At 72.7% G+C, this 17,044-nt stretch carries 13 protein-coding genes; 4 read left to right on the plus strand and 9 right to left on the minus strand.

Annotated elements, in window-relative coordinates; translation table 11 throughout:
• Window positions 1-179: 179 nt before the first annotated feature.
• Window positions 180-2,747: an ATP-binding protein gene (locus ADL34_RS12825; protein WP_062667700.1), complete on the plus strand. Its 2,568-nt coding sequence runs from the start codon at window positions 180-182 to the stop codon at window positions 2,745-2,747.
• A 66-nt stretch (window positions 2,748-2,813) separates the two neighbouring features.
• On the opposite strand, the gene nucS is transcribed toward ADL34_RS12825, so the two are convergent.
• Window positions 2,814-3,485: an endonuclease NucS gene (nucS, locus tag ADL34_RS12830; protein WP_062667707.1), complete on the minus strand. Its 672-nt coding sequence runs from the start codon at window positions 3,483-3,485 to the stop codon at window positions 2,814-2,816.
• 266 nt (window positions 3,486-3,751) lie between these two features.
• On the opposite strand from nucS, the gene ADL34_RS12835 reads away from it, so the two are divergent.
• On the plus strand, window positions 3,752-4,144 hold the full coding sequence (locus tag ADL34_RS12835; RefSeq protein WP_062667708.1) for an SCO5389 family protein: 393 nt from the start codon (window positions 3,752-3,754) through the stop codon (window positions 4,142-4,144).
• A gap of 91 nt (window positions 4,145-4,235) precedes the next feature.
• Here ADL34_RS12835 and ADL34_RS12840 read toward each other — a convergent pair whose 3' ends face one another.
• Window positions 4,236-5,264, minus strand: a complete 1,029-nt coding sequence (locus tag ADL34_RS12840) for an LLM class flavin-dependent oxidoreductase (protein ID WP_062667710.1) — start codon at window positions 5,262-5,264, stop codon at window positions 4,236-4,238.
• A gap of 222 nt (window positions 5,265-5,486) precedes the next feature.
• Here ADL34_RS12840 and ADL34_RS12845 point away from each other — a divergent pair, with 222 nt between their 5' ends.
• A complete protein-coding gene (locus ADL34_RS12845; protein WP_062667712.1) occupies window positions 5,487-5,819 on the plus strand; it encodes a hypothetical protein in 333 nt (110 codons plus the stop codon).
• Between the two features lie 42 nt (window positions 5,820-5,861).
• Here ADL34_RS12845 and ADL34_RS12850 read toward each other — a convergent pair whose 3' ends face one another.
• From ADL34_RS12850 to mce, 7 genes are all read right to left on the minus strand, one after another.
• Window positions 5,862-6,734: an ABC transporter permease subunit gene (locus tag ADL34_RS12850; RefSeq protein ID WP_062667714.1), complete on the minus strand. Its 873-nt coding sequence runs from the start codon at window positions 6,732-6,734 to the stop codon at window positions 5,862-5,864.
• Window positions 6,731-8,005: an ABC transporter ATP-binding protein gene (locus ADL34_RS12855; RefSeq protein ID WP_062667716.1), complete on the minus strand. Its 1,275-nt coding sequence runs from the start codon at window positions 8,003-8,005 to the stop codon at window positions 6,731-6,733. Before ADL34_RS12855 ends, ADL34_RS12850 begins: the two co-directional genes overlap by 4 nt.
• 135 nt (window positions 8,006-8,140) lie before the next feature.
• Complete coding sequence (locus ADL34_RS12860; protein WP_062667718.1) at window positions 8,141-8,911, minus strand: ABC transporter permease; 771 nt, start codon at window positions 8,909-8,911, stop codon at window positions 8,141-8,143.
• A 1-nt stretch (window position 8,912) separates the two neighbouring features.
• Window positions 8,913-9,893, minus strand: a complete 981-nt coding sequence (locus tag ADL34_RS12865) for an ATP-binding cassette domain-containing protein (RefSeq protein WP_062667720.1) — start codon at window positions 9,891-9,893, stop codon at window positions 8,913-8,915.
• Between the two features lie 137 nt (window positions 9,894-10,030).
• Window positions 10,031-10,966: a hypothetical protein gene (locus ADL34_RS12870; RefSeq protein WP_062667721.1), complete on the minus strand. Its 936-nt coding sequence runs from the start codon at window positions 10,964-10,966 to the stop codon at window positions 10,031-10,033.
• Between the two features lie 183 nt (window positions 10,967-11,149).
• Entirely contained in the window at window positions 11,150-14,998 is a 3,849-nt protein-coding gene (scy, locus tag ADL34_RS12875; RefSeq protein ID WP_062667722.1) for a polarized growth protein Scy, read from the minus strand.
• Window positions 14,999-15,209: 211 nt separating this feature from the next.
• Window positions 15,210-15,650 carry a methylmalonyl-CoA epimerase gene (gene mce / locus ADL34_RS12880; RefSeq protein ID WP_062667723.1) on the minus strand — a complete coding sequence of 147 codons (441 nt, stop codon included), beginning with the start codon at window positions 15,648-15,650 and terminating at the stop codon, window positions 15,210-15,212.
• 148 nt (window positions 15,651-15,798) lie between these two features.
• On the opposite strand from mce, the gene ADL34_RS12885 reads away from it, so the two are divergent.
• Window positions 15,799-17,001 carry an acetyl-CoA C-acetyltransferase gene (locus ADL34_RS12885; RefSeq protein ID WP_079034124.1) on the plus strand — a complete coding sequence of 401 codons (1,203 nt, stop codon included), beginning with the start codon at window positions 15,799-15,801 and terminating at the stop codon, window positions 16,999-17,001.
• The last annotated feature ends 43 nt before the right edge of the window (window positions 17,002-17,044 follow it).

The following is a 17,044-nucleotide window of genomic DNA, read 5'->3' on the forward strand; positions in this document are numbered from 1 at the left end:
CTCGGACGGCGCGGGACCCCGGGCTGTCGTAGATACTGTGCCAAGGTTTAGGGTTCGGCTGCCCGCTGGCTAGACGTTTCCCTTCGAGCGGGCCCGGACCAGAAGCGACAGCGCGGTGTGCAGCAAGGCCGGGAGGGGCTTGGCATACGCACACGACGCTTTTGGGGGGCTTGGAACTCATGGACCCGAACACCCGGGGGCCCGAGGGGTACGGCCATGACGCCGACGAGCAGTCGTCGCGTCCGCGCCCGCCCAGGGATCCCCTCACGCCGGACTTCGGACAGCACGCGCCGACTCTCGCCCGCACCGTCCAGCTCGTGTCGGGCGACCTCCTGCTCACCGTCAACCCGGTCGACGGCAGCGAGATAGAACCCTGCCCGCCCGCCGAGCGGCCGTCCCGGCCCGAGAAGCTCTCCGCGGCCGACCGCGCCGAGGCCGACCGGGCCGCGAAGCCGCCCGTGCCGCCCGGGCCGACGCGCCCCGCCCCGCCCCTGCCGGCCCGCCAGGACGACCGCGAGCAACTGGTCCGGCTGCTCGCGCGCGGCCGCTCCGTGCGCCTGGTCGGCCCCCGCGGCGCCGGCCGCACCAGCCTGCTCGACCTCGTCGCCGACGACTGCGCGGACCTCGCGCCCGACGGCGTGGTCCGGCTCACCGGCTTCCGCCGCACCCCGGACGACCTCCTGCACGACCTCTTCCGCGCCGTGTACGACGCCCCGCTGCACCGTCCGGAACCGGACGAACTGCTCGCGTGCGTGCGGGACATCGGAGCGGTCGTCGTCCTGGACGACATCGAGTTCGGCGGCACAGCCCTCGACGAGCTCCTCGACGCGACCCCCGAGTGCGCCTTCCTGATCGGCGCCACGCCCGACGTGCCCGTCCCGTCCGCCGAGTCCGACGTCGAGGAGGTCGTGCTCGGCGGCCTCGACCGCGCCGCCGGCATGGAGCTGCTGGAGCACGTGGTCGGCCGCGACCTCACCGAGGACGAGCGGAACTGGGCGGGCGACCTCTGGTTCGAGTCGGAGGGCCTGCCGCTGCGGTTCGTCCAGGCGGGGGCCCTGCTGCGGCAGCGCGACCGGCTGCGGGCCGAGGCCGAGGCGGTCGACGAGTACGGCGTCTTCGAGGACGCCCCGCCCGCCGACGCCGTCGAGACCGAGAGCGTCCGCGACCGCGAGGAGGTGCCGCTGCCGTCCCTCGGGGAGGCGGCCGCACCGGCCCGGCTGCTCGCCTCACGGCTCAGCCCCTCCGCCCGGGCCGCCCTGCGGTTCGCCGTCGCGCTGGGCGGCGAGATGCCGCACCAGGCCCATCTGCCCGCCCTGGTCGGCGACACCCACGCGGACGCCGCCCTGGGTGAACTGACCGACTGCGGGCTCGTCTCGCCGGTCGGCACCCGCTACCGGCTCGCCGCCGGCGTGCAGATCCAGCTGGAGGCCGCCGGCTACGCCGACGACCTCAAGGAGACCGCCCTCAGCGCCGCCCGGCACTACACCTGGTGGGCCGGACATCCCTCGGTCACCCCGGAGCGCGTCAGCGCCGAGGCGGACGCCGTGCTCGCCGCGCTGGGCGTGCTCGTGGCCTCCCCGGCACCCGCCGCCGAGCCCTCCGGCACCGACGAGGACGAGACCGACCCCGCCGTGCAGCTGGCCCGCGCGGCGGCGCCCGCCTTCGCGGCCGGCCTGCACTGGAGCGCCTGGGAGCGCGCCCTGCGCGCGGGCGCCGAGGCGGCCCGGGCGGTCGGTGACGTCACGGAACAGGCCTACTTCCACCACGAGTTGGGCGCCCTCGCGCTGTGCGACGGCCGGCTGGACCGGGCCCGCACCGAGCTGGAGACCGCGATCGGCCTGCGCGGCGCCCTCGCCGACAAGCGCGGCACGGTCGCGGGCCGCCGCGCGCTCGCCCTGGTCGCCGACCGCACCGGCACCGCGCCGGGACTCGCCGCCCTCACCGCGACGGCGGGCGAGGAGGTCCCGGACGCCCGGTACGAGGAGTCCCAGTCGCCGCCCGGGGGAACGCCCGCCCCCTTCCCGCCCGTCGTCGACACCTCGACGCTGGTCACCCACCGGTCCTCCGCACCCGTGTCCCCGGTGCCCACCCACAAGGGCCGGGGCGGTGTCCGCAGCTTCGCCCGGCGCAACCTCGTCGCGGCCGGCGCCGGCGCCCTCCTGGTGGCCGTGCTCGGCACGGTCGTGACGCTCGGCGCCACCTCCGACGGCGACCCCGAGAGCCCCTCCACGCGGGTCGGCGTCAATCCGTCCGCGAGCCAGGGCGCCGGCGACGACAGCCTCGGCGCCGACGAGGCGGCGGGCACGGACGGCAAGGACTCGGGGAACACGGGATCGGCGACCAGCCGGCCGACGGACCCCGGCCCCGACGGCACGCTCGGCACCTCGGACGACCCGACGCCGACCAGCTCGGCGAAGCCGTCGGACGACCCGAGCGGCACGCACAAGCCGGGCGGCGGCGACTCGGACGAGACGACCAGGCCGCCGTCGAGCACGAAGCCGCCGTCCTCGACCAAGCCGCCCCGGCCGACCGAGACGGAGACCGAGGAACCGACGGAGGATCCCACCGAGGAGCCGACGGAGGACCCGACCGGCACCCCGACGGAGGACCCGACGAACACGCCGACCAGCTCGACGTCGGCCAGCGGCCCGTCCTCCTCCGGCCCGGCGGAGACCACGAGCTCCGCGAGCGCCCCGCAGAGCGGCGACCCCGCCTCGCCGGGCGACAGCACCGACACCGTCATCTGACCGTCCGGACAGGGCGAAGGGCCGGTTCCGCCGAGCGGAACCGGCCCTTCGCCGTCGCGCGCCGCGTCAGAACAGCCGGAGCTTGTCGTCCTCGATGCCGCGCAGGGCGTCGTAGTCCAGCACCTGGCAGCCGATCCCGCGGTCCGTCGCGAGGACCCGGGCCTGCGGCTTGATCTCCTGGGCGGCGAAGACGCCGCGCACCGGGGCGAGATGGGGATCGCGGTTCAGCAGCTCCAGATAGCGCGTCAGCTGCTCCACGCCGTCGATCTCGCCGCGCCGCTTGATCTCGACCGCGACCGTCTGTCCCTCGGCATCCCGGCACAGGATGTCGACCGGGCCGATGGCCGTCATGTATTCGCGCCGGATCAGGGTGTAGCCCTCGCCGAGCGTCTCGATGCGGTCCGCGAGCAGTTCCTGGAGGTGCGCCTCCACGCCGTCCTTGATGAGGCCGGGGTCCACGCCCAGTTCGTGCGAGGAGTCGTGGAGGACCTCCTCCATCGTGATGATCAGCTTCTCGCCCGCTTTGTTGACGACCGTCCAGACGTCCTTCTGCTCGCCGTCGCCCTCCTTCAGCGTGCATGGCGGCGACATCCAGTTCAGGGGTTTGTAGGCCCGGTCGTCCGCGTGGATCGAGACGCTGCCGTCCGCCTTGACCAGGATCAGACGGGGAGCCGAGGGCAGGTGGGCGGTGAGCCGGCCCGCGTAGTCGACGGAGCATCGGGCAATGACGAGACGCATGGTCCGCAACGCTACTCGACGGGCCCGGGTCGACGCGATCCGCCCTGGGAGAGTCCGTTAGACCCCGGACTGCCCCTGTTCGTTTCTGGCCGATTGTGAGCCTAAAGGGACTGGCTCATGTACGCATTCTCCTGGTGCCGTCACGGTCTGTTGCCTACCGTATTAAACGGGAGGTCGCGGGGTGTGTACACAGCGTGTCCGGTCGCGCGGACTCCCTCATCTGTCCGGCAACCCCTGCCGTCGGCGGGGGTGCGAGAGGAGAACCCATGTCGCTCGACGTCTCACCGGCCCTACTCGAGAAGGCCGAGCGAGGCGAGGTCGACGAAGCCGAATTCGTCGACTGCGTCCGGACCTCCCTGCCCTATGCATGGGAGATGATCAGCTCCCTGGTGGCTCAGCTGAAGGTCGACGGCGGTCAGTTCGCCGACAACCAGACGCCCCCGCCGGACGAGCAGGCACGGGGACAGTTGCTGCGTGCCCTTGCGAGCGACGCGATACGCGGCGCCCTGCAGCGGCACTTCGGGGTGCGGCTGGCCTTCCAGAACTGCCACCGGGTGGCGGTGTTCCCGGTCGACTCCTCGGTCGACGAGTCATTGGCCCGCTTCACCTCGGTCCGCAGTCAGGTGCTCAACCAGTCCCCGGAGTTCAGGGACTGCTGACGCGAGCCGCTTGCTTGCCGCTCCGTACGCGGGAGGTGCATCAGTACCGGGGCGGCAAGCCCATCGGCGGGGGACCTCCCGCGCGCGCGATTCAGCCGAGCTGCGGGAGGACTTCGGCGCCCAGCCGCCGGACGTTCTCCTCGGTGGCCGCCAGGTCGCCCGAGCCCTCGACCAGCAGGGCGAAACGGGAGATCCCGGTCCGCTCGCTGGTCGCCGCGAGCCGGTCGGCGGCGAGGCGCGGGGTGCCCACCGGGTGCAGCCCGCAGAGCAGTTCGGTGTAGGCGAGCGGGTCGCGCATGGCACGCGCGCGGCCGTCCACCGTCACATGGGCCTCCAGACCCTGCCGGAGCCACCCGGGCATCGCCTTCGTGAGCGTCTCGACGGCGTCCGTGCGCCGGTCGGCGATCTGGCACACCCCGGCGGAGACATGGGCGGCCGCGCGGATCTCGTCCCCGGGGCGCCCGGCCGCGCGCGCGTGCTCCCGCCACAGGGCGACCATCTCGGCCTTCTCCTCGTCGCCCACGTGCATGCCGAGCAGCATCGGCAGCCCGCGCTCGGCCGCGAGGCGCACACTGCGCGGCGAGGTGCAGGCGACGACCACCTCGGGGCCGTCCGTCTCGGTCAGGCACTCCGAGGGGCAGGGCACGACCGGCACCTCGCGGAAGCCGAACCGCTCGCCCGAGGCCCCGACCGCCGGCTCGCGCAGCCAGCGCAGCAGCAGATCGAGCGATTCCGGGAAGCCCTCCTCGTAGGCGCCCAGACCCGAGCCGAACACCTCCAGGTCGACCCAGGGCCCGCCGCGCCCCACGCCCAGCGAGAACCGCCCGCCGGAGGTGATGTGCAGCAGGGCGGCCTGCTCGCCCAGGGCCACCGGGTGCGCGGTCGGCAGTACGCTGACCGCGGTGCCGACGCGGAGCCGGCGGGTGCGGCCGAGCAGCAGGGCGGCCAGGGTGACCGCGGACGGACAGGTGCCGTACGGCACGAAGTGGTGCTCGGCCAGCCAGACCGAGTCGAGGCCCGCCTCCTCGGCGACCTCCGCGGAGCGGACCGCCCGGTGCAGCGCCTCCCCGTCGCCCTGGCCCGGGAACCGGGCCGCCAACACGAAACTACCTACGCGCATTGCTGTTTTCCTGCTTCCTTGGCTCCGACGCGGAGCTCCCCCAGCGGGCATAACCGTCTGACACGTGCCGAGGACACGGCCTGGCGGGGGGATTTGCGGATTGTCTGCAGAATCACGGGTCCGCGTGGGGGACTTGTGGGGGTTGGTTCCGTACGGATACCCCCATCCGTGCCGCGTAGGCTGGAGACGGCCCCCGTCCTGTATAGCTCCGTGAGGTGTTCCGTGTCCCCGCGTCGCAACCGATCCAAGGGCGCCGGTCCGTCCGGCCGCGGTGCCGGGGAGGACCGCTCCGGCCGCTACGGCGGCTGGCAGTCCTCGGAGGCCTGGCAGGGCGAGGACTGGAACGTCCGGCATGTGGCGGGCGCGAGCGCGCAGGGCAAGGCGTACCGCTGTCCCGGCTGCGACCAGCTGATCCCGGACGGCGTCCCGCACGTCGTCGCCTGGCCGGACCACGCGGGCGTCGACGACCGCCGGCACTGGCACAAGGCGTGCTGGAACGCGAAGGACCGCCGCACCACGCGGGTGCAGCGGTCCTGTAACGCGCCGAGGTTCTGAGCCTCCGCGGGGCGCCTAGGTCGTGTCTGTGTCAGACACCCCTCAGACGTCGCGCCGCTCCAGCAGCGCCCAGGCGCCCGCGAACGCGGCCGCCGTCACCCCGAGCATGATCCACAGCGGGTCCCAGCCGTGCGGGCCGGACTCCGACAGGGACTGCGCGTAGAAGACGCTCAGCTGGTTCGGGATGGAGTACTCGAACAGCGCCTGCTGCAGGTCCTGCAGCGACTCCGCGAACATGAAGAGCGCGATCACGAGCGGCGCCAGCAGCAGGCCGATCATGATCGTGATCGCGCCCGCCGAGTGCCGGATCACCGAGCCGACGACGAGCGAGAGCAGTCCGAGCAGCGCGATGTAGAGCGAGATGCCGACGGTGCCCTTCAGCCACTCCTCGGTGGACGGCTCGCGGGCGCCGTCCAGCATGGCCACGTCCGCGAGGGCGACGAGCAGGGCCGACACCAGCGTGACCGTGAAGGCCACCGCGAAGAACACGATCGCCTTGGCCGCGAGCACCCGGCCACGGGTCGGGCAGGCCGTCATCGTGGTCCGGATCATGCCGGTGCCGTACTCGGAGGCCGTGGTCAGCACGCCCAGCGTGATCACGCAGATGGTGCCGAGCAGCAGCCCGAAGAACCCGAACGACAGGGGGCTCTCGCCCGCCAGGCTCTCCTCGGCGGCATTGGCGGCGATCAGCGCGGCGACCGCCAGGCCGATGCCGACCACGAGCACCACGAACACCCCGAGCGTCCACATCGTGGAGCGCACCGAGCGGATCTTCGTCCACTCCGAGGCGAGCGCGTGCCCGAGGTGCGTGCGCACCACGGGGATCGGCGAGGTGTACGTGGGGAACGGCTGACCCGGAGCCGCCTGCCAGGTCGGTGCGGCGGTCTGCGGCATCGGGGGCTGGGGCGTGCTCATCGGGCTTCCTCGGGCTTGGTCGGGGCGGCGGGGGCGGCGTCCTGCGGCGCGGCGGCCGGCGCGGGCGGCTGGGCGGGCGCGGGCGGCTGAGCGGGCGCCTGCGGGGGCGCCGGCGCGACGGCGGGCTGGGGCGCGGGCGCCTGGCTCGCGGGAGCCTCCTGCGGCGCCTGGGCGGCCGGCTGGGCGTACGGGTTGGCCGGGGCGGCGCCCGGGTCCGCGGAAGCGCCGTAGGGGCCGGGCGCGGCCTGCTGGGGCGGCGGCGGGGCGTACCAGCCGGACTGGCCCTGGCCGGGCACCGGCATCGGGGGCTGGGCGCCCGGCGGCAGCGGCTGCTGCAGCCCCGCCTTCTGGTCGGCGGTCGAGCGGTAGTCGACGGCGCCCTGCGTCATCCGCATGTACGCCTCCTCCAGGGACGCCTGGTGCGGCGACAGCTCCCACAGCCGTACGTCGGAGGCGTGGGCGACGTCGCTGATGCGGGGGAGCGGCAGCCCGGTCACCCGCAGCGCGCCGTCCTGCTCGGGCAGCACGTGTCCGCCCGCCTCGGTGAGCGCGCCGGCCAGCTTCTCGCGCAGCTGCGGCTCGGTGTCGGGGGTGCGGACCCGGGCGAACCCGGCGGAGTTCGCCGCGATGAAGTCCTTCACGCTCATGTCGGCGAGCAGCTGGCCGCGCCCGATCACGATGAGGTGGTCGGCGGTCAGCGCCATCTCGCTCATCAGGTGGGAGGAGACGAAGACGGTACGGCCCTCGGCCGCCAGCGACTTCATCAGGTTCCGCACCCAGTGGATGCCCTCGGGGTCGAGGCCGTTGACCGGCTCGTCGAACAGGAGCACCTGCGGGTCGCCGAGCAGCGCGGCGGCGATGCCCAGGCGCTGGCCCATGCCGAGCGAGAAGCCCTTGGAGCGGCGCCCGGCCACGTCCTGGAGGCCGACGACGCCCAGCACCTCGTCCACACGGCGGGCCGGGATGCCGGCGAGTTGCGCGAGGCTCAGCAGGTGGTTGCGGGCCGACCGGCCGCCGTGGACGGCCTTGGCGTCCAGCAGCGCGCCGACCTGGCGGGGCGCGTTCGGCAGCCTGCGGTACGGGTAGCCGCCGATGGTGACGTGGCCCGCGGTCGGGTTGTCCAGACCGAGGATCATCCGCATCGTCGTCGACTTGCCGGAGCCGTTGGGGCCCAGGAAGCCGGTGACGGCACCGGGCCGCACCTGGAAGGACAGGTTGTACACAGCGGTCTTGTCGCCGTAGCGCTTGGTCAGGCCGACTGCCTCGATCATGCTCCGCACCCATCGAAAGGTTCAGGACAGCGGGGCGCACGCCCCCCGTAAGGGTTAGGAGGATATAAGGGCGCTGACGGTTCCACTCAAGGGCGGGTAAAAACTTCGCCGCGCCGGCCTCCTCGGCCCTCTCTTCTAGGCGTCCCGCTTCCGCAGGGTGAGGTATCCGCCGACGACGGCCGCGATCACCCACAGCGCCATGATGCCGAGCCCGCCCCAGGGGCCGTAGGGACGGTCGTCGTCGATCGGGGTGACCACCTGCAGGATGGCGCTGCCGGCCTGGTCGGGCAGGTAGCGGCCGACCTTCTCGGTGGCGGAGACGTTGCCGAGGATGTTGGAGACCAGGAAGAAGAACGGCATCAGGATGCCCAGCGACAGCATGGGGGAGCGCAGCATCGCCGCGATCCCCATCGAGAACATCGCGATGAGCATCATGTACAGCCCGCCGCCGAACACCGCCCGCAGGACCCCCGGGTCGCCGATCGACGCCCGGTGGTCGCCGAGCATCGCCTGCCCGAGGAAGAAGGTGAGGAAGCTGGTCGCCAGCCCGACGGCCAGCGCCAGCCCGGTCGCCACCGCGATCTTGCTGAACAGGAAGGTGCCGCGGCGCGGCACGGCGGCCAGCGAGACGCGGATCATGCCGGTGCTGTACTCGTTCGAGACGACCAGCACCCCGAACACGATCATCGCGAGCTGACCGAGGCTCATCCCCGCGAAGCTGATGAAGGTCGGGTCGAAGTCCAGCCGGTCCCGTTCGCTCATGTTGTCGAACTCGTTGTTCGACAGTGCCGAGATCAGCATCCCCAGGGCCACGGTCACGACCAGCGCCAGGGAGAGCGTCCACACGGTGGACGCCACGGAACGGATCTTGGTCCACTCCGAGCGGAGCACCTGCGTCGTCGCCATCTCAGCTCCTCCTCCAGCCCTCGCCCCACGCCTGCTGCGGCTGCGGCTGCGGCTGCGGCGGCGGGGCCGGGGTCTGCCCGGTGTGCGCGTGGTACTCGACCGACTCCGCGGTCAGCCGCATGAACGCCTCCTCCAGGGACGCCTGCTGCGTGCTCAGCTCGTGGAGCACGATCCGGTGGCGTGCCGCGAGCTCCCCGATCTGCGCGGACGTGCCGCCGTCGATCTCCAGTGCGCCGTCGTCCGCCTCCACCGGCGTGACGCCCTCCGCGCGCAGCACGTCGAGCAGCTGCTCCCGCTGGGGGCTGCGGACGCGGACGTAGGCCCGCGAGTTGCGGGCGATGAAGTCGGCCATGGAGGTGTCGGCGAGCAGCCGGCCCTGCCCGATGACGACGAGGTGGTCGGCGGTCAGCGCCATCTCGCTCATCAGATGCGAGGAGACGAAGACCGTACGGCCCTGCGCGGCCAGCGACTTCATCAGGGTGCGGATCCAGTGGATGCCCTCGGGGTCGAGGCCGTTGACCGGCTCGTCGAACATCAGGATGCGGGGGTCGCCGAGCAGTGCGGCCGCGATGCCGAGGCGCTGCCCCATGCCCATCGAGAAGCCCTTGGTCTTCTTGCGCGCGACCGCCGTCAGGCCGACCGTCTCCAGCACCTCGCGGACCCGGCCCGCCGGGATGCCGTTGCTCTGCGCGAGGCAGAGCAGATGGTTGTAGGCGCTGCGGCCGCCGTGCCAGGCCTTCGCCTCCAGCAGGGCGCCGATGTACGTCAGCGGGTCCTTCAGCTCCTCGTAGTGCCTGCCGTCGATCCGGACGTCACCGGCCGTCGGGTGGTCCAGGCCCAGCACCATCCGCATGGTCGTCGACTTGCCCGCGCCGTTCGGCCCGAGGAAGCCCGTGACGATGCCGGGTCTGACGGTGAAGGAGAGGTTGTTCACCGCCACCTTGTCGCCGTACCGCTTGGTCAGCCCCGAGAGCTCGATCATGCGGCCACGCTAGGGGGACCGTTCGGCCGATGCCACCCGGACGGCGCGAACAGGCCCCGAAAATGGGTCGAAGCCCGCGCCCCCAGGGGGCACGGGCCTCGGTCGTCCCAGGGGCGTCGCGCCCTGGCGTCAGCCGGTCAGCGGGTCTGCTGCGCCGGGACCCCGCGGGAGATCGGCTCGTCCTCGGCCGGCGTGCCGGCGGCGGCCACCGCGGCGCCCGTGAGCGTCGCGAGCATCTCGCGGACGTTCGTCAGCTGGGCGTTGATGCTGTCGCGGCGGTTGGTGAGGGCGGCCAGCTCGCGCTCGGATTCCGAACGGATCCGGTCGGCCTTGGCGTTCGCGTCGGCCACGATGTCCTCGGCCTGGCGCTGCGCGGTCTCCACCGTCTGGCGGGCACGGCGCTCGGCGTCGGTGCGCAGCTTCTCGGCCTCCAGGCGCAGCTGCTCGGCGCGGTGCTCGATCTCGGCGAGGCGCTTCTCGGCCTTGGCCTGACGCGAGGCCAGGTCGCGCTCGGACTGCTCCCGGCGCTTGGCGAGGTTCGTCTCGAAGTCGGCGGCGGCCTGCGCGGCCTTGGCGCGGGTCTCCTCGAAGAGGGCGTCGGCCTCCTCACGCTTGGACTGAGCGTCCTTCTGGGCCTCGGAACGCAGCTGCGAGGCGTCGCTCTTCGCCTTCTCGACGATGCGGACGCCCTCGTCCTCGGCCTTGGCCTTGCGCTCCGCAGCGAACGATTCCGCGTCGTTGCGTACCTGCTGGGCCGCCGACTCGGCGAGCTCGCGGTGCTGCTCCGCCGCGCGGCGCGCCTCCTCGCGCAGATCCTTGGCCTCCTCCTCGGCGAGGCGGAGGATCTTCTCGACACGCGCGCCGAGGCCCGCGTACGACGGCTCGGCGTCGGTCACCTGCGCCTGGGCGTTCTGCGTCTCGAGGTGGAGCTCCTCGATGCGCTTCTCCAGGGCGGTGATACGGGTGAGAGCGCTGTCACGGTCGGAGACGAGCTTCGAGATCCGTTCGTCCACCTGAGCGCGGTCGTACCCACGCCGCACAAGCTCGAAGCCGTAGGGGGAAGTGTCGCTCATGGGGTTCCTGTCGAATGAGACCGGTGAGGTGATAAGTGGAATCCTAGGGGCCGAAGCGGTGTGTCATCGAGCGGATACGTGTTTGATCTGGAGAATGAGACCCCTTTTGAGTGGCTAACCGTCGGACGGCTTGCCAAAAACCCGGTCAAAGCCCCCAGACATCACCGGAACCCGCGCCGGGCGCTAGCCGTCTGACGACTTGCCACCCGATCGGGGAGCGCCCACGGTCGCCCCCGCCTTGACCCCGCCGTCCTTGGCCCCGCCCGGAGCCTCGAAGGACTCCAGCGCCTCCAGGACGTCCTGCACCCGGGAGATCTCGGCGTTGATGTCCTCACGGCGCCGGACGAGGACCTCCAGCTCGCGCTTGCCCTCCTCGACGGTGGCCTTGGCCTCGCGGATCGCCTCCGCCTTGAGCTCCTCGGCCTCCCGGATCAGCTGCGCCCGCTTCTGCTCGGCCTCCTTGAGCAGCCCCTCGGCCTTCTTCACCGCGGCGATACGGACCTTGCCCGCCTCCGAGTTGGCCTCCGACACCAGCTCCTTGGCCTTGGCCTGCGCCTTGGCCAGCTGCTCCTCGGACGCCTTGATCAGCGCGTCGCAGCGGTCGCCGGTCGACTTCATCGTCTCGGCGGCCTCCCGGCGGGCGCGCTCGTGCAGCTCCTCGATCTCGCTCGTGATGCGGTCGCGCAGCTCCTGCGCCCGCTCCCGGATCGCGGTGGCGTCCCGGCGGGCCCCGACCAGCAGCTCGTCGGCGTCCGTACGGGCCTTCTCCACCGTGGTGTTGCCCTCGACCGTCGCCTCGGCGACCAGCCGCTCCGCCTCCTTGCGGGCCGCGCCGACCATCGTGTCGGCCTGCGCCTCGGCGTCCGCGGTCGTCTTGAGCGCCTGCTGCTGCGCCTCGGTGAGGAGCTTGTCCGCCTCGGCCGTCGTCTCCGTGATGAGCGTGTCGACCTGCTCGGCCGCCTCCGAACGCCGCTTGTTGGCGTCCTTGCGGGCCTCGTCCAGGGTGCGCTCGGCCTCCTCGCGGGCCGCACCCACCAGACGCTCGGCCTCCGCGGCCGCCTCGGCGCGCACCCGCTCCGACTCGCCGCGCACCCGCTCCGCGTGCTGCTGCGCCGAGCCGACCGCGTCCGCGGCCTCGGCGCGCAGCCGCTCGGCGTCCGACGTGGCGTCACCGACCAGCTTCTCGGCCTTGGCGAGCGCCTCGGCCAGCATCCGGTCGGCCTCGGCGATCGTCTCCGACTGCAGCCGCTCCGCCTCGGAACGGGCCTCGGTGATGAGGGTGTCGGCCTGCTCGGCCGCGTCCGAACGGATGCGGTTGGCGTCCTCGCGGGCGTCCGCCCGGGTCCGGGACGCCGCCTGGTCCGCCTCCGCGATCTTGTCGGACGCCTCGGTGCGCAGCCGCTGGGCGTGCTCGGTGGCGTCCGCGCGAAGCCGGTCCGCCTCGGCGATGGCCTCCCCGACCGTGCGCTCGGCCAGCGACTTGGCGGCCTCCGCCTCCTCCTTGGCCTCGCGCCGCAGCCGCCCGGCGTCCTCGCCGGCCCGCTCCCGCTCGGCGTAGGCGTCGGTGCGGACCCGGTCCGCCTCCTCCTCGGCCTCCCGGCGCGTGCGCTCCGCCGCGTGCTCGGCGGCGCTGCGCAGCCCGGTGATCTCCTCCTGGGCCTGCTCGTGCAACCCGGTCACGGAGTCGCGGACCTGCTGGGCGTGCTGCTCGGCCGCCGACACCATCTCGGTGGCGCGCCGGTCGGCCTCCGCGACCAGGCGCTCGGCCTCGGCCTGCGCCTCCTCGACGCGGTTGCGGGCGGACGCCAGCAGCTCCTCGCTCTGCTCGCGGGCCCGCTCACGCTCCTGGTCGGCCTCCTGGCGCGCCGAGCCGAGCAGCTCCTCGGCCTCGCGCCGCCGGCGGCCGGCCTCCTCCTGGGCGGCGGCCAGCGTCTCCGACGCCTCCGTGGCCAGCCGCTCGGCGGCGGCCTGCGCCTCGGCGCGCACCCGGTCGGCGCTCTCCTGGGCCTCCGACTTCAGCCGCTCCGCCTCGGCCGCGGCCTCCGACCGCAGCCGTACGGCGACGGCCTCGCCCTCGGCGCGGGACGAGGCCGCGTCCGACGCGGCCTCGGTGCGCAGCCGGTCGGCGTCCTCCTCGGCCTGCTGCTGGAGCGTACGGATCCGCTCGGCGGCCTCGGTACGCAGCCGGTCGGTCTCCTCGGCGGCCTCCCGGCGGATGCGGGCGGCCTCCTCGCGGGCGTCGGTGAGGGCCTCCTCGGCCGCCGCGAGCCGCTGCTCGGCCTCGGTGTGAAGGCGCGTCAGCTCCTCGGCGGCCTCCTCGCGGCGCGCCTCGACCCCGCGCTCGGTCTCCTCGCGCAGCTCCTGGGCGGCCCGCTCGGCGTCGGCCTTGATGCCCTCGGCCTGCTCGACGACCTCCTCGCGGTGCCGCTCGGCCTCCTGCCGGGTGCGCTGCAGCGTCTCCTCGGCCTGCCGGCGCAGCGTGGTCGCCCGCTCGATGGCCTCGGTGCGGACCTTCTCGCTGTCCGTCGTGGCCTTCTGGCGCAGCTCGTCCGCGTCCTGCCTGGCCTTCGACAGCAGCTCCTCGGCGGTCTTCGCGGCCTCCTCGATCTGCTGGACGGCCTCCTTGCGGGCCTCCGCGCGGATCTTCTCGCCCTCGGCGACGGCCTCCGAGCGCAACTGCTCGGCCTCGCCGCGCAGCCGGCGGGCCTCCTCCTGGAGCTCGACCGTCTTGGCCCGGTACTCCTTGGTGTCGTCCTTCGCCGCGCCCTTGAGCTGCTCGGCGATGTCGTGCGCCTCCGCGCGCAGCCGGTCCGCCTCGGCCTCGGCCTCCCGGCGGATCCGCTCGGCCTCCTCGACGGCGGCCTTGGTGGTGCTCTGCGCCTCCTGCTGCGCCTTGTTGAGCACGTCCTCGGCGGTCTTGGCGGCCTTGGAGAGCTGGGTCGCGCTCTCCTCGGCGGTGAGCGTGCGCGCCTTCTCGGCGGCCTCGGCGAGGACCTTCTCGGCCTCCGCGCGGGCGTCGGCGATGACCTGCTCGGCGTCGGCCTTGGTGTTCTCGGCCTCCTTGGTGGCCTCCTCGACCAGCCGGGCGACCTGCTCCTTGGCCGTGCGCATCCGCTGCTCGTTGGCCGACTCGGCCCCGGCCAGCGTCTTCTCGGCGGCCGCCTTGGCCTCGGTGACCAGCTTCTCGGCCTCGGACTGCGCCTTGCGCAGCGCCTCCTCGGCCTCGGTCATACGCTGCTCGGCGGCCCGGCTGAGCTCGGTGGCCTGGCGGCGGGCCGCGTCCGACTCGCTGACCGTGGAGCTGCGCAGCTGCTCGGCGTGGTCGGTGGCCTCCTGGGCCTGGGTGGAGGCGGCGTTCAGCAGGCGCTCGGCGTCGGTGCGCGCGCGGCGCAGGATCTGCTCCGCCTCGGTGCGCGCCTCCTCGGCGGCGTCCGTCAGCCGGCGGCGGGCCTCGCCGGCCAGCCGCTCGGCCTCGGCGCGCGCGGTCGACAGGGCCTGCTCGGCCTCGGCGCGCGACTCGTCCAGCAGGCGCCGGGCCTGCTGCTCGGTGCGGGCGCGCAGCTGCTCCGCCCACGCCACGTTCTCGTTGACGTGCGACTCGACGGTCTGCCGGCGCTCCGCCAGCTCCTGGTCCAGCTGCTGGCGGCGGGTGACCGCCTCCTGGTGCAGCTCGGCCTGGAGCCGGGCGGCCTGCTCGGCGTGCTCCTGGAGGATGCGCTGCGTCTGCGCGCGGGCCTGGCTCAGCTCCCGCTCGGCCTCCTGGCGCAGCTGGTCCGCCTGCACCTGGGCGTTGCGCAGCAACTGCTCGGCCTGGTAGCCGATGTCACCGCCGTCGAAGGCGGGCCGGGACATGATGGTGCGGCGCGCCTCGTGAAGCTTGGCGCGCAGCACCTCGACCTGGTAGCCGAGGTCCTCGGCGTGCTGGATCGCCTTCTCCCGCTCGGTCTTCAGCCGATCCATCTCGGCCTCGAACCGAGAGAGGTGGTCGACGTCAGCCGCCGGCTCTCGCTCCTGGCGTTCGTAGCCCCGCACTGCGCGGTCCCATCCGTCCCCTGGTCGCATCCCTGGCCATACGAGCTCCGTCCGTCCGAACGGACGGTGCCCCCGGGGAATGGTGTCAGATCAACGGCGGAGCATGGGCTGCTGCCCCGACGCTCGCCCCCCGAAACCCGGACCCCGGCATGCGGTCACCTCGGTTCAGAGAGCGACCGCCCCCAACCCTACCGGCCCCTATGTACGAGGGTCAGTGCTCAGGTGACTCAACAGGCGCCGAAGTGACCAGTTCTGTCAGAACTCCGTGGCAATCCTTCGGGTGCAGGAACGTGATGCGTGACCCCATGGAGCCGATCCGCGGCTCTTCGTACAGGACGCGCACGCCCTTGTCCTTGATCGCGGCGGCGTCGCCGTCCACGTCGGCGGTGCCGAAGGCGATGTGGTGGACGCCCTCGCCGTTCTTGTCGAGCCACTTCGCCACGGTGGAGTCCGGGCGGGTCGGCTCGAGAAGCTGCAGGTAGGAGGCGCCGCCGTCGGAGGTTTCGTTGATCTTGAGCATGGCCTCGCGGACGCCCTGCTCCTCGTTGACCTCGGAGTGGAAGACCTCGAAGCCGTACGTGGCCCGGTAGAACTCGACTGTCTTGTCGAGATCGAAGCAGGCGATTCCGATGTGGTCGATTCGCGTCAGCATGGATTCAGTGGAGCGCTCACGGGGTGGTTACGCAACGTGCGCGCGATCACACCGACGGCCCGGTGACGGCACGGAGTGCCACTCAGTACATTCGAAGTAAACCCTCGTTCACTCCTCGGCTGTGCAGGCTGGAAGGGGATCTCACCTCATGTCTTCTGCAAACGGCACGACGTCCGTCATCGTCGCGGGTGCCCGCACCCCGATGGGACGGCTGCTGGGCTCGCTGAAGTCGTTCTCCGGAGCCGACCTCGGCGGCTTCGCGATCAAGGCCGCCCTCGACCGTGCGGGGATCGGCGGCGACCAGGTCCAGTACGTGATCATGGGCCAGGTGCTCCAGGCCGGGGCAGGGCAGATCCCGGCGCGCCAGGCCGCGGTCAAGGCCGGCATCCCCATGAACGTCCCCGCGCTCACCATCAACAAGGTGTGCCTCTCCGGCCTCGACGCCATCGCCCTCGCGGACCAGCTGATCCGCGCCGGCGAGTTCGACGTGGTCGTCGCCGGTGGCCAGGAGTCCATGACCAACGCGCCCCACCTGCTGCCCAAGTCCCGAGAGGGCTACAAGTACGGCGCGGTGCAGGTGCTCGACGCGATGGCGCACGACGGCCTGACCGACTCCTTCGAGAACATCGCCATGGGCGAGTCCACGGAGAAGCACAACACCCGCCTCGGCATCGCCCGCCCCGAGCAGGACGAGATCGCCGCCCTGTCCCACCAGCGCGCCGCCGCCGCCCAGAAGAACGGCGTCTTCGAGGCCGAGATCACCCCGGTCGAGATCCCGCAGCGCAAGGGCGACCCGGTCCTGTTCAGCAAGGACGAGGGCATCCGCGGCGACACCACCGCCGAGTCGCTGGGCAGGCTGCGCCCGGCGTTCGCCAAGGACGGCACGATCACGGCCGGCTCCAGCTCGCAGATCTCCGACGGCGCCGCCGCGGTCGTCGTCATGAGCAAGGCCAAGGCCCAGGAGCTCGGCCTGGACTGGATCGCCGAGATCGGCGCGCACGGCAATGTCGCGGGCCCCGACAACTCGCTGCAGTCCCAGCCGTCGAACGCCATCCTCCACGCCCTGAAGAAGGAGGGCCTGGAGGTCTCCGACCTCGACCTCATCGAGATCAACGAGGCCTTCGCCGCCGTCGCGGTGCAGTCAATGAAGGACCTCGGCGTGTCATCGGAAAAGGTGAACGTCAACGGTGGTGCCATCGCCCTGGGCCACCCGATCGGCATGTCCGGCGCCCGTCTCGTGCTGCACCTCGCCCTGGAGCTGAAGCGGCGGGGCGGCGGCGTCGGCGCGGCCGCGCTGTGCGGTGGCGGCGGTCAGGGTGACGCGCTCATCGTGCGGGTACCGAAGGCCTGACGTCCTTTCCGTGAGGACGCAGTAGCGAACGATCTGTGAACGG

Source organism: Streptomyces sp. NRRL WC-3605, assembly GCF_001509795.1.
Lineage (GTDB): Bacteria > Actinomycetota > Actinomycetes > Streptomycetales > Streptomycetaceae > Streptomyces > Streptomyces viridochromogenes.

What these genes read in the sequence shown, in the direction of transcription:
- ADL34_RS12825 (WP_062667700.1), top strand. Translation starts at nt 180, where the DNA reads ATGGACCCGAACACCCGGGGGCCCGAGGGGTACGGCCATGACGCCGAC.
- nucS (WP_062667707.1), bottom strand. Translation starts at nt 3,485, where the DNA reads ATGCGTCTCGTCATTGCCCGATGCTCCGTCGACTACGCGGGCCGGCTC.
- ADL34_RS12835 (WP_062667708.1), top strand. Translation starts at nt 3,752, where the DNA reads ATGTCGCTCGACGTCTCACCGGCCCTACTCGAGAAGGCCGAGCGAGGC.
- ADL34_RS12840 (WP_062667710.1), bottom strand. Translation starts at nt 5,264, where the DNA reads ATGCGCGTAGGTAGTTTCGTGTTGGCGGCCCGGTTCCCGGGCCAGGGC.
- ADL34_RS12850 (WP_062667714.1), bottom strand. Translation starts at nt 6,734, where the DNA reads ATGAGCACGCCCCAGCCCCCGATGCCGCAGACCGCCGCACCGACCTGG.
- ADL34_RS12855 (WP_062667716.1), bottom strand. Translation starts at nt 8,005, where the DNA reads ATGATCGAGGCAGTCGGCCTGACCAAGCGCTACGGCGACAAGACCGCT.
- ADL34_RS12860 (WP_062667718.1), bottom strand. Translation starts at nt 8,911, where the DNA reads ATGGCGACGACGCAGGTGCTCCGCTCGGAGTGGACCAAGATCCGTTCC.
- ADL34_RS12865 (WP_062667720.1), bottom strand. Translation starts at nt 9,893, where the DNA reads ATGATCGAGCTCTCGGGGCTGACCAAGCGGTACGGCGACAAGGTGGCG.
- ADL34_RS12870 (WP_062667721.1), bottom strand. Translation starts at nt 10,966, where the DNA reads ATGAGCGACACTTCCCCCTACGGCTTCGAGCTTGTGCGGCGTGGGTAC.
- mce (WP_062667723.1), bottom strand. Translation starts at nt 15,650, where the DNA reads ATGCTGACGCGAATCGACCACATCGGAATCGCCTGCTTCGATCTCGAC.
- ADL34_RS12885 (WP_079034124.1), top strand. Translation starts at nt 15,799, where the DNA reads ATGTCTTCTGCAAACGGCACGACGTCCGTCATCGTCGCGGGTGCCCGC.